Genomic DNA, 11,759 nt, shown 5'->3' on the forward strand with positions numbered 1-11,759 from the left:
ATACTGTCCGGCATTTAATCTGGAATTATGAAGGGCATAGTTTATAAATCAACACGTTATGGAGGGGGAGAAAAAGTGGAGAACAGGGATGGAATGGTAAAAAATAAACTAGCACTCTTTAGTTCGTTCATTATTTTATGTATCTGTATGTATTTGTTTTTTCCGTTTCCAAATAATGTGATGGTAGAAGCGCGAACTACGTTTATGTCATTTCCAATCGAGAATCAAAATGGTTATATTTCACTTGGGATAATGGGGTCGGTTCTGTTTGTAATCGCCTTAGTTTTACTTTTCATCGGCATGAAGAAATACCAATTTAGAGCATTACTCATAGTTGTCCTTGTATACACATTTTTACCAAATCTTCTAATCACGACATATCAAGAAACCTTAGCAAGTGGCATTACAGCGATATCATACGATAATAATGGTCAATGCAATTTTGAGTTGATAGACCAAAAAATGACTGGCGAATGCAATCTGGTATTACATAATCGAAGTAATGAGGCTGTGTCATTTGAATTGGAATTTATAGATTCATTTTTTATGGAAGACAAAGTACGAATGGAATCTCTTATGAATTTAGCGGGTCCGTATCGGATCACGATAGAAGCTAATCAAAAAAAAGCTATTCATCTAAACGAATTGCTCGATTTATCAGGTGTTCCAAGACATATCGATGCGGGGGAATCATCTGATATTCATTTTAAACTAACTGACACTGAGAAAACACGCACTTTGTAGTAGATTATTGTAAAGGCGGAAACTATATTCTAAAGAATTTTTAGCTTCCACATCATTGAGTTATCATAAGAAAAGGAGCTTAATATAGAGTTCTTTTCTTTTTTTATTTCAAAAACGGCTTTTTATTGAGCTTTAAATAATAAATAAATTGAAAGTTTGAATAAACTTTGACTGAGACTAGTGATATTGGCAGAAACCTATTTAATATATGATATTGTATTTATATGGTATGAGTTCTAAATATAGTAATAGAAATCATTTTCAAATCTTAGAACTGGCTTTTTGGTTGATTTATCAATAGCTGAAGTCGAGCAGAATATAGAAAAAACTATATATAACAAGTGAGGCTACCGATTTTAATGAGAAAAGTAGTTTTGGAAGTTAATAATTTAGTAAAGAAATACATAGGAAAAGGCTTCGAAGTTGAGGCATTAAAAGGTATTTCTTTCAATTTATATGCGGGGGAATTTGTTGCAATTATGGGAACTAGTGGCTCCGGAAAAAGCACTTTGCTCAATGTAATCGGCGCATTGGATGAACCAACCAGTGGCAAAATACGTTTGAACGGAGTAGATTCGGAAAGTTTCTTTACAGAACCGAAAGCGACGGACTACCGCCGTGAAAACATCGGTTTCATCTTCCAAGCCTATAACTTGTTGAAAGACTTGACGGTGGAAGAGAATATTTCGCTGCCGTTGCTCTTGAAAGAGGAATCAAAAGAAGTTATTGATAGAAAAACAACCAATATGATTGAACGGATGGGGTTAACAAAGTGGAAAGCTCATCGTCCGGTCCAATTATCGGGCGGACAGCAACAGCGTATCGCTATTGGTCGGGCACTTATCGGTGAACCTCCAATTCTATTGGCAGACGAATTGACCGGAAACTTAGATGCCAATACGTCCGAAGAAATCTTGGATGTATTGACTTCCATGAAGGAAGAACTGAACCAAAGCATACTAGTGGTGACGCATGATCCGAAAGTGGCCACCTATGCAGATCGGGTCCTGTTTTTCCACGACGGAGCCATCATTAATGAGTATAAATGTATGGGTGAACAAGATCTTGAACACATCATGAGAATCTCCCAAGATATTTTAAAAGGTTCAGCCGTATGAAATCACTCAATCAGTTGGCATTCCGTTTATTTAGAGAAAACAAGTTTCTGGTCTTCACTTCGGTTATGAGCATTGCCATCGCTGTCTCTCTGGTGATGACGATGGCTCTATTTGCCGTAAATGCGAAACAAACCCTGCAAGATGACCTGAGAAAAATGTATGGCGATATGGATCTAGCCCTTGTTTATAGTGATGAGAACCCAGTGGAAAATGAGCAGGAATTGTTGCAAATGATATCGGACCATCCTTCAACAGTTGCTGTGTCGCAAGCATTGGTCACTCAAACGTATGTGGCGCCGCTAGGTGGAGAAGTCTACACACTGGGAATCGAAAACGATCCAATTGCGAAAAGCAGGTATAAAACAAGCGCAGATTTAACGGAAGAAACAGTCGTCATTACAGAAAATCTGGCAGCTTCCCTTAAGCTTTCGGTGGGAGATCAAATCGAAATTGAACAAGATTCCTTTGAAATTGCTGAAATTTTGAAGAATGCTCAAGGGACAGGGATCGCTCCTGATATGGTGATTTTCGCATTGGAGAGAGCGAAGCTGTTCCATGAAGAGGAACTGTCCTATTTTAAGAATGAAACAACCGCTTTAATGGTAAAAACCGCAGAAGAAACCGACTTGATTGCAATGGCTAATGAATTCAAAAAAATTCAGCCGGACTTGCGAGTGGACATTATTGAAGAGGATGAAACAGCAAAAAGTAACTTGAATTCCCTGACGTTATTTATTGTTATTCTTTCAATACTTATTTTGATTGTCACGGCCATCATGGTCATTTCCAATTTTGACTTGTTCATCTATAAGAATAAAAACCAGTTTGCGATTATGCGGGCGCTTGGAGCGAAAACGTCGCAGCTGGCAAAGATCATTCGAATCCAAAGCACGATGATTACCGTTGCAGGCGCTTTACTCGGGTTAGCAATTGCTTATGCCGCGGACCAATTCCTACAGTCAATTTTTGGGAGCTGGTTTTCCGTTTCCTTGACTCAGGAGTCATTTGCATGGGAAGTAGCAATTCCTGTACTCGCTGTAGCGAGTTTGGTGATTCAACTTTTCCTCTATATCCCGGTTCTCAAATCATCAAAAATTTTGCCGTTGACGATTCTGCAGGAAAATGAAGAGCTGGATTTTAAAAACAATGGAATGCGAAAGGTAGCACTCAAAATTCTATGGATTTCATCCCTTGTATCGCTTCTGTTTGGCGTTATTCTCGCCGTGGATGAAAGCGCGAGGGCAATGCTGATTTTATTGAGTGGTTTTTTGCTATTAGCCGGTCTTTTCTTAGCATTGCCCATGTGGCTGATTAGCCTACTAGATGCATTAATACCAACGTCCGGAAAATTCTTCTCCCGCAATGTGTTAATTGCGCTTCAGAATTTAAAGCCGCAAGTCAAAAAGAATAGCTTCGTGATTCTTTCGATTAGCGTTGTCATGATTATCGCTGTTTTCGGTTCAGTTATGCTAAGTACGATAGAGCATAATAATACAGACTATATCAATGAACAGTTTTCTACTTCAGTGGTCATTACAAGTCGGATTCACCAATCGGAAATCGATCCGGTAAAATTGAGCGAAGAAGTACGTAACCAAGTCCATGGCGTGCAAGTCGCCTCTGTCAGCACTTTTGGTGGGGGAGAGTTGTTCGTTGAAGAAGGAACGATGTCTTTTGACTATACGCTAGGCGACCTAAAAGCATTGGAGAGTATGAAGATTGTACCGGAATTAGCAGAGAAGAATTTAGCAGAGGCAGCGATTGTATCTCCTGCATTTGCTGAAAAGCACGATTTAAAAGTCGGCGATTCCTTATCAATTGGCATCTACTCGGATGAAAAGCAACAGGCTGAATATGTGGCGACTATGGTGGTAAGTGCTGTTTCTGACGCAGTTGGCAATGGAGAAGTGCTTTTTGATTGGCAGGCGAAAGCATTAAATACTTCTTCCACTAACTTCAATAAAGCGTATGTAAATGCAGTTGATGAATCCGTGGCCATGAGTTCTCTTGAAACCCTAACCAGTATGTATCCAGAACTCATAGTCAATACGCATGCTGCTGCACTGGAAGAAGCTTCAAACATGTTCTTGCAGCGATGGGCCATCTTCATTTTGGTTCTGATTATACTGGTTGTTTCCGTCATGGCAGGTGTCCTGAATACCCTTCTGAACAACATACTGGCTAAACGAAAAGAGTTTGCAGTACTCCGGACAATCGGAGTCAGGCCAATGGGAATCGTGAAAATTATTGTCACACAAATCTCTTTCTATCTTTTGATTGGCCTTGTTTTCGGGGCGTTATGCGGGTTGGTGTTCTCTCTTATCGTTTCACTGATTGATTCTGGCAGAGTAGCGATCGACTTTCCTTTGATGTTGGGAGTAGCAGCGAGTATGTGGGTAGTTAGCTTGTTTATCTTTATACCCATAGGATGGGTTATGGGAAATAAGAAAATAAGTATGGAAATTCTAAGTGACAATAAGTAAAGGAAATTTCAAATGCTGATAAATGAGTTTACATATAACCATATTATCAGAAGGACAAGAAACTTAAGTATGAGCTTTTGGTCTTGTTTGATGGAAGAGAGGAAGAAATGATGAATTACATATTTCAAGCAATGACTCAGGAGCAGGCAGAAGACATCGCAACTAACTGGCATTACAACGGTGAATATTCTTTCTACGATATGGATGCAGATCAAGAAGATTTGAAGGAATTTCTTGATGCACAAAAGCGAAATGAATCTTATTTTATAGTCACTAAAAATAAAGAGGTAATAGGTTTTTATAGTTTCAATCAAATCACTGAGGATACGATTGATATAGGATTAGGCATGAAACCTAACTTAACTGGGAATGGAAACGGTTTAGAATTCTTGAAAAATGGACTAGAATTCGCTAAATCAAAATACAATCCAAAAAAAATCACATTATCCGTAGCGACTTTTAACCAGAGAGCCATAAAAGTCTATAAAAAAGTGGGTTTTAAAGAAGAAGGAACTTTTGTACAAGCTACTAATGGCAGCAGTTTTGAATTTTTAAAAATGGTTCTTCTTTGCTGATCTATAACTTCTGCTCTTCTAATTGAATGGAAGAAGAAAAATATCTAAATGAACAATTCATCTTAAATTAGCTTACATATCAGCAGTTATCGTAAGACAAGAAATTCATAAACGAATTTCTTGTCTTTTTAGTTTGCAAAAGTGTACTTTTACGAACGGTTACTTTAGAGAACTTATGAATTTTTCGGTGACTATTCAGTGTCACTTCGAGAGATAATCTTATTTACAAAAAGACCCATTTTTCTCGAATGTATAATACAATAGAAAAAGTGAAATAATCATCATACAAAGGGGTATTCCATGAAGAAACCGATTAAAATTTTCTTTCTCATTTCGGTTCTAATTTTTTCTTTAGGATTTCTACTGCTGCTAGGCGGAAGTTTCTTTTTACATAAAGTCTTAGAGGAAGAAATTGACCCAGATATTACATATATTCAGTCGATGAAGGCCTTTCTAACTCAAAATGCAGAAGGAGAAAGTGAAAAGCAAATAAAAGAATCCTCCATGCGGCAGGATTATCAACACATTTCCATCTACTATGAAAAAAATTTCTCTGCCCTTTTGCCAATTACCAAAGAAATACTGGACTTGGCCATCGCCAAAAATGAAAAACTCTTCGGTGGAACCAGTCTGGTCCCGATTGATTTACTGGTCTTTGAGAATCTTGAAGAGTTGAGAGGATTCTCTGAACTTGAAGCTGTAGATGGATTCTATTCTGATTTCGATAAAGTGTTGGCTTTTCATAACTCAAAGAAGGAACTTATACTGGCAGAGGACAAACTTGCCTTATACGCTTTTCAGAAAATGGTGCTGCATGAATACACTCATTATGTATTTGCTCGGAAAGCGCAAAATCCAGCTGATTATCCCATGTGGTTTATAGAAGGGGCGGCTGAATACATAGGAACTGACCCTAACGAAGTAAACTTCCCATATTTTGAGAAGATTTCTTTTGATCAACTAAAAAGCACTGAACAATGGCAGGAAGCTCGGACAATCCCGACGGGTGACCCCTATGTGCAAAGCTACTATGCTTTCGAGTTTCTAACATCGAAATATGGGGAAGAAGTGATTAAACAAATCATCGATTCAGTGGATGAAACTCGAAATTTTGAAGAAAGTTTTACTGAAATCACCGGATTAACAGTTCTTGAATTAGAAAGTATGTTTCTAAGCTCTTATAAAGACTGAAATAATTTACCGCCATTTCAATATAACTATCCAAGAAGATTTCAAGAGATTAGGATGAACATATCAAACTGACCTGAAGGGAAGAAGCTAGTTGAGCTTTTCTCTTCTTTTTGTTTGGAAAAGTGTACTTTTACGAACGGTTTATTCCTCAAAAAACTTCATCCAAATTATGTTAAAGTTAAAGTAAGAGTATTTGATCAATTTGAGAAATGCTAATTTTTATCTATTCAAAGAAATAATGCGAAAAGAAGGGGTTTAGTAAATGAAGCATATTTATGCCTTTGAAGAGATAAGGGAATATGAAAAGCATCAAGATGTTATTCAGCGTTTTAGTGAACGGTTAGACGAGTACCAATTACTCTTAGAAGAAGAGTATGCCTTAGTAGACAAACCAAAAGGCGTGGTTTGGACTTCAGCAGAAGCAGCAACATCTATTTTTTCTGATCTGCCGATTCCTGCATTTACGAATAAAGACACGATTTACATAACACCGGATGTAAAGGCTTGGAGAAAACTATTTATGCAGCAACTGGACGGGAAAGACCTTCCTCATATTCAACGTTTTTACGAACAGCTTTCTGAGAATCACATACTTACAATATTAGGTCACGAATTAACCCACCATTCAGACTTGTTTTTAGATGAATTTGAAGATGAACGAGAAGATAGTATTTGGTTTGAAGAAGGAATGTGTGAGTATTTGCCACGAAAACTTCTTTTAACTGATAGGGAATTCAATGAAATATCAACGATAGAGAAGGAATTAGTGGACGTGTTTACAAGAGAATACGGAAATCGGTCTTTAGATGAATTTGGAAGCAATTCCTATACAGCAAGTTTATCGAGCATCATGTTTGATTATTGGAGAAGTTTTCTTGCCATTAAGTATTTGGTAGAAAATCGATTTCATAATAATGTAAATTTGGTTTTTGAAGAATATCACAAATGGGATTCAGAAGGACGAAAAGTTTCCCTTACTGAATATTTCAAGTTAGAAAAAACTTCGCTGTAAGTATTTATCTAGAATTTCACGTCGATAATCTAGCAATATAAAGTACTCTTAATTAATGATGTATTAAAAAGTTTACATATCATGAGGTTATCAAAAGCTGCATAAATAGAAGGGGAGAATAGGCTGATTAAAGCTTATTTTCTCCCTTTTTATATGTGGAAGTATAATTTTACAAATAGTTGCTTTGAGCGTAGGTTTGTAATGATGCTCGCTGAATGCTTTAGTTTAGAAGTTTTTAATTTTCAAAGATGATAAAATGAAGGTAGATAGTGATACGCAGATTAATCGGTAGGGCAGTGAAAAGGGAGAAGGAGAAGGAATGGAAAATTCATTGTTAATGAGAACGAATGCTACTTTTTCGTTAAACTTTTTAATTTATATTCAAAACATTTTCCTCATAAAAGCATCCCTGTGTCAGGCAAAATTCTAATTATACAAAAATACTGTATGAAGAATCCTCCGCATTCAGAAATAGGAGAGATTCTTCATGCAGTTTCGTGTCTTAGCTAAAGTATTCATAAATGTTTGATACACAGGGAACATTTGGGAACTTCTGGAAAAAGTGCATCCACTAAAGCAGCTCATCAGTCAAAATCTTCCGGATATTCTTATTATCGAGGAACTTTCCTCGGATGGAAGCGGTCTTTATGTTGGAAGAAAGGAGGAGAGTAACATCAACTTGCTCTATATCCTGCTCGGTATTCTATTTTTCTCCATACCTATCTATACTTTTATGCGGATGGTTTGGAGTTTGACCGGTAAAAACAAAAAAGATGCCGCTGTTATAAACGATACAAAGTCTCAAGCTATTGAAATCTGTTATTACTTTTTGGTTCTCGGCATCATTGCTCTCGGGCTGTTGCTGAATGATTTGGGAGTTGAAGGAGGGATGCCGCTTAACGTCTATGAAATGACAGGTAAGGCAGCAACATCGTATGCTGCTCTTTCGCAGGAAAGCATTTTTACTATAGCCGCATTTTTGGTTTTAAGCAGTTTGGCTTACTCGCTGCTGATTGCGGAAAAAGGCAATTTATCGCCTGTTGTAAACGCCGTCTGCAGTTCGCTGCTGATTTTGAATATAATATTCACAATCATTTATTTTACACATACGGGTTTTCTATATAATCAAGCAGTATTTGGCATCGATTTTTCTATTTTCCTTCTTCAAATCGGCTATGCATCTTTAAGCTTTTTGTATATCGCCAAACTGAAAGATTCACTGGACCATTTTTTGAAAGAGCAAGAAAAACAAGAACATCAACCAGACAATAAATTCATGTTATTTCTGTATCGCATATCATTCAGCTATCAAAGGCTGCCTGTTTTATGGAGTTTGCTTTTATTCCCCGTCCTCATTGCCGTTCAATTGGTTTTGATCCTTTTCGGCCAGCGTCCCGACAGCGCGATTCGCGTCTTTCTCGATACCAGCAGCTTCACTTATTCCAGGCTGCCGGCGCCAAAACCGGAAATTATTCAAGGAGACGGTCATTACCTTTGCACCGTTTCTGTCAAAGGGCATAAAGAACTGGTCAAGCCGGTTCGGGCAGGAGTCCGCCACGGCAACAGATTCGTCGTCAACCGCCAGCTGCTTGTGGCAAACGCATTTGAAAACATTCTTGAAGAGTACACGCCGAAATGCCATAAAGCGATTCGGAAATTTTATGATAAACATGGTTATCCCCTCAGCAGGCACATCAATTCGAAATGGACTGCAGATATCGTGTATATATTGATGAAACCTTTGGAATGGCTGTTTTTGCTCGTTTTGTATACGGTTGACAAAAATCCTGAAAATAGAATCAACGTACAATATAGTGAATTGAGAAAATGAAATCTGATACGTTGGAATCACTAAACTTTATCTTAGAGGAGTTCTAAATGGAAACAGATAAAAAACAGCGGCAGCCGAGAATCTGGCTGATTAATATCGTGCTGTTCCTGGCCATTACAGCGGGAGCTGCAGGTTATTATTATTTTTTCACCAAAGATGACTTGAATCTGTCTACAGAATCAGTTGAAGACAACGCTGGAAGCATTGAAGAAGACATGGCATTCACCTTGCCGGATGAAAACAGCCGCTACCAGCTTGGAAATGGAGAACTGAAAGTGACGTATGACAACGGTGCCAACTGGGAAACCGTTCCTGTATCGATGGAAGAATTGTTTGCGGGAGATTACAGCGGGTCCAGTCAGGAGCTGATTGATGAAAGCTATGAGATCACGCAGAGCAGGACAGCGTTTGTAATAGGGGAAGAAATAATGAGCAGCGATAATTCTTACTCGACGGTTCATTTGCAGCTGCTTGTGTCCACTGATAAAGGAAAATCGTGGAGCAAAGCAGAAATCACTCAATTACCGAGCATCCGGGCGCGGTTCTTTGGCTTCACCTCGGCGCAGGATGGCTATGCGATTGTTACGAACGACCGGACCATGGGCTTTGAAGCGAATGCCGTCTACAAAACCGATGACGCAGGAAACACTTGGCGGCGTGCTGGTTCTGTCGAAGAAACAAATCAGCATGTAACGGACGGCGCGTTTATTGACAAGAATCTGGGCTTTATTTCCTTTGGGGCCGTCAGTGTCAATTTTGAACCCGAACGCCCGTCTTTATACCGGACAGCGGATGGCGGCGTAAATTGGGAAGAGGTGGAAGTGCCGGTTCCAGAGGAATATAAAGGGATTTTTACGATAGCAGAAATGCCGGTTTTCGAAGGCTCTGAAGGAACTTTGCATGTCAATCAAGGGCCGATGGGCGATTATCAAGGCGGCAAAGTGCTCGCTGAATTTACCTCGGCAGACAATGGTGCTTCATGGACATTTGCGAAAGTTGTCGATCCGAAATAAAAAAAGTGCGGTTCCTATGAACTGAGCCCCATTTAATGGACAGTTTAATAAAAGCACCCTGCAGCTAGGCTGCAATCAGATGGCTTCGGTATTGTGCCGGAGTTATCTTTTTTTGGTCCTATTTAGCTATTTTAGGACGTTTGTAAAGGTGTCCTTTTACGAACGGTTCTTTTATCAAAGGAATTATCGTTTCCAGATTTTCTCGGAAGAAATCCATTTTTCCTGGTTTAGGTCCAGCGTCCGTTCTTCATCGTGGATTTGCAAGTACATGGGCATCGGATGTTGGGCCTGTCCTCCAACTTTCCACTTGGCAAGAAACCAGCTAAAAAAGACTTCCTGCCGTTTGGTGTCAATTTCCCATTCATGTTCTTCATAAAACTCCTCATACTCCTTGAATTCGGAGTTGGACAGGGAAAGGTAAGGGATCTCTTGTGAAGAGACACTGCTGATGAGATTTCCGCCTTCCGTGAGTCCCATTACTTCATTTGCGTGGTTATCATACGCAAAGAGAACAAAAGTGAGCTCGAATCTGGAAGGTTCGATGTAGAGGGTAAATAGTAGATTCTTTACATCCGGCGAAATTTTCAGCTCACTAACCTTGCGAAGGTACGCGAGCAAAAGGTCATCCTTCTCCGCTAAATTACTGGCTACTAAAGCGATATAATCATCGACAACAAACATCTGGCACCCGCTTTCAAAGTAAGTTTTCTAGGCATTCTTTTCTTCTACATTCATTATACAGCACCATCTTAATTGGGAAGCTCTGTTTATGGAAATCCCATCCGTAGGTGTTTAGTGACTTTCCCAAGCAGTGAATAGGCAGCTGAATACCTTTTTTTAACTTTCTGGTAGGTGGTAGAATGTAATAGCAGAAGACTGCTGTTACACAAGTCATAACCAGAGGGATGCGCACAAAGATGAAAAAAAATGATTACATAATCCAGTCCCGATTAACTAATAAAGGGGAGTATGCCGTACAGGTAGAGATCAAGAGCGATGAAACAGAAGAAATGGCCATGATATTAGCAGGCATAAAAGCGCTGATTGGTATGATTGACTACACTTCAAGAGAGGATGGAGGAGACAGCACTTCAGAAGAGGATCGAGAAAAGTATAATCAGGCAATGAGAAAAATAATAGGCTATGTTGCAGATGATATCGGGTTAACTATGGGTTATTATATGAAGGAACTTCAGGCAAAGGTGTTTATTGATGAATCTGACGAGCACACTGTGAACCCTGATGTGCAAATGGAGCTTATCAAGAAGTATTTTGACTAAGCAGCTTTACTCTCACTGAGAACAAAACACGTTGAAATTTCTAAGGCTAAAATGAATCGGATAGAGAAGGAATTAAAAAACTAGTTAACATATCATTGAGTTATCGGAAGTGGTAAGTTTAAGTGCAAAACCTATAGAACAAGATGAATAATGAGCGGCATCAACCTTCCACTTATAACTACAAAAAATCCGGATTTTAGCTATTATCTATTTTCCAAAATTAGGTTTTGTTGTCGTCAAGGTTATTGAAGTTTTAACAGAACTAAATATTTCTCTCTTGGTAATACGCAATAGAATGTCTCCCAAGAGTGGATGGTAAAAGTTATAAATAAATACCGCAGATAACTTCTTTAACTTTCTTCAAAATTCTAATAGATAGAAAAAATGGAAACTTGTATAAAAACAAGTTTCCATTTACAGGCTGTCGAGAAACCCTCTCGACAGCCTTTTTTTGTTTATTTTGATATTTTTTTGAGGTAAACTAAAAGAAAATGAAGGAGCGATGTCCCATG

At 38.6% G+C, this 11,759-nt stretch carries 10 protein-coding genes; 9 read left to right on the top strand and 1 reads right to left on the bottom strand.

What is annotated here, in order from left to right:
* Window positions 1-75 precede the first annotated feature (75 nt).
* From QOZ98_RS14835 to QOZ98_RS14870, 8 genes are all read left to right on the top strand, one after another.
* Window positions 76-744 (top strand): hypothetical protein, encoded by a 669-nt coding sequence (locus QOZ98_RS14835; protein WP_308788156.1) that lies wholly within the window; start codon window positions 76-78, stop codon window positions 742-744.
* A 359-nt stretch (window positions 745-1,103) separates the two neighbouring features.
* Window positions 1,104-1,862 carry an ABC transporter ATP-binding protein gene (locus QOZ98_RS14840; RefSeq protein ID WP_308788157.1) on the top strand — a complete coding sequence of 253 codons (759 nt, stop codon included), beginning with the start codon at window positions 1,104-1,106 and terminating at the stop codon, window positions 1,860-1,862.
* Window positions 1,859-4,345: an FtsX-like permease family protein gene (locus QOZ98_RS14845; protein WP_308788158.1), complete on the top strand. Its 2,487-nt coding sequence runs from the start codon at window positions 1,859-1,861 to the stop codon at window positions 4,343-4,345. The genes QOZ98_RS14840 and QOZ98_RS14845 overlap by 4 nt, the downstream gene beginning before the upstream one ends.
* A gap of 110 nt (window positions 4,346-4,455) precedes the next feature.
* A complete protein-coding gene (locus QOZ98_RS14850) occupies window positions 4,456-4,920 on the top strand; it encodes a GNAT family N-acetyltransferase (protein ID WP_308788172.1) in 465 nt (154 codons plus the stop codon).
* 300 nt (window positions 4,921-5,220) lie between these two features.
* Window positions 5,221-6,111 (top strand): gluzincin family metallopeptidase, encoded by an 891-nt coding sequence (locus tag QOZ98_RS14855; protein WP_308788159.1) that lies wholly within the window; start codon window positions 5,221-5,223, stop codon window positions 6,109-6,111.
* Between the two features lie 262 nt (window positions 6,112-6,373).
* On the top strand, window positions 6,374-7,123 hold the full coding sequence (locus QOZ98_RS14860; RefSeq protein WP_308788160.1) for a hypothetical protein: 750 nt from the start codon (window positions 6,374-6,376) through the stop codon (window positions 7,121-7,123).
* A 679-nt stretch (window positions 7,124-7,802) separates the two neighbouring features.
* Complete coding sequence (locus QOZ98_RS14865) at window positions 7,803-8,954, top strand: DUF6688 domain-containing protein (RefSeq protein ID WP_308788161.1); 1,152 nt, start codon at window positions 7,803-7,805, stop codon at window positions 8,952-8,954.
* Window positions 8,955-9,001: 47 nt separating this feature from the next.
* A complete protein-coding gene (locus QOZ98_RS14870; RefSeq protein ID WP_308788162.1) occupies window positions 9,002-9,967 on the top strand; it encodes an oxidoreductase in 966 nt (321 codons plus the stop codon).
* A 183-nt stretch (window positions 9,968-10,150) separates the two neighbouring features.
* Here QOZ98_RS14870 and QOZ98_RS14875 read toward each other — a convergent pair whose 3' ends face one another.
* A complete protein-coding gene (locus tag QOZ98_RS14875; protein WP_308788163.1) occupies window positions 10,151-10,648 on the bottom strand; it encodes a hypothetical protein in 498 nt (165 codons plus the stop codon).
* A gap of 236 nt (window positions 10,649-10,884) precedes the next feature.
* Here QOZ98_RS14875 and QOZ98_RS14880 point away from each other — a divergent pair, with 236 nt between their 5' ends.
* Window positions 10,885-11,247 (top strand): hypothetical protein, encoded by a 363-nt coding sequence (locus tag QOZ98_RS14880; RefSeq protein WP_308788164.1) that lies wholly within the window; start codon window positions 10,885-10,887, stop codon window positions 11,245-11,247.
* Window positions 11,248-11,759 lie beyond the last annotated feature (512 nt).

Source organism: Planomicrobium stackebrandtii (assembly GCF_030814955.1).
Taxonomy (GTDB): domain Bacteria; phylum Bacillota; class Bacilli; order Bacillales_A; family Planococcaceae; genus Planococcus; species Planococcus stackebrandtii.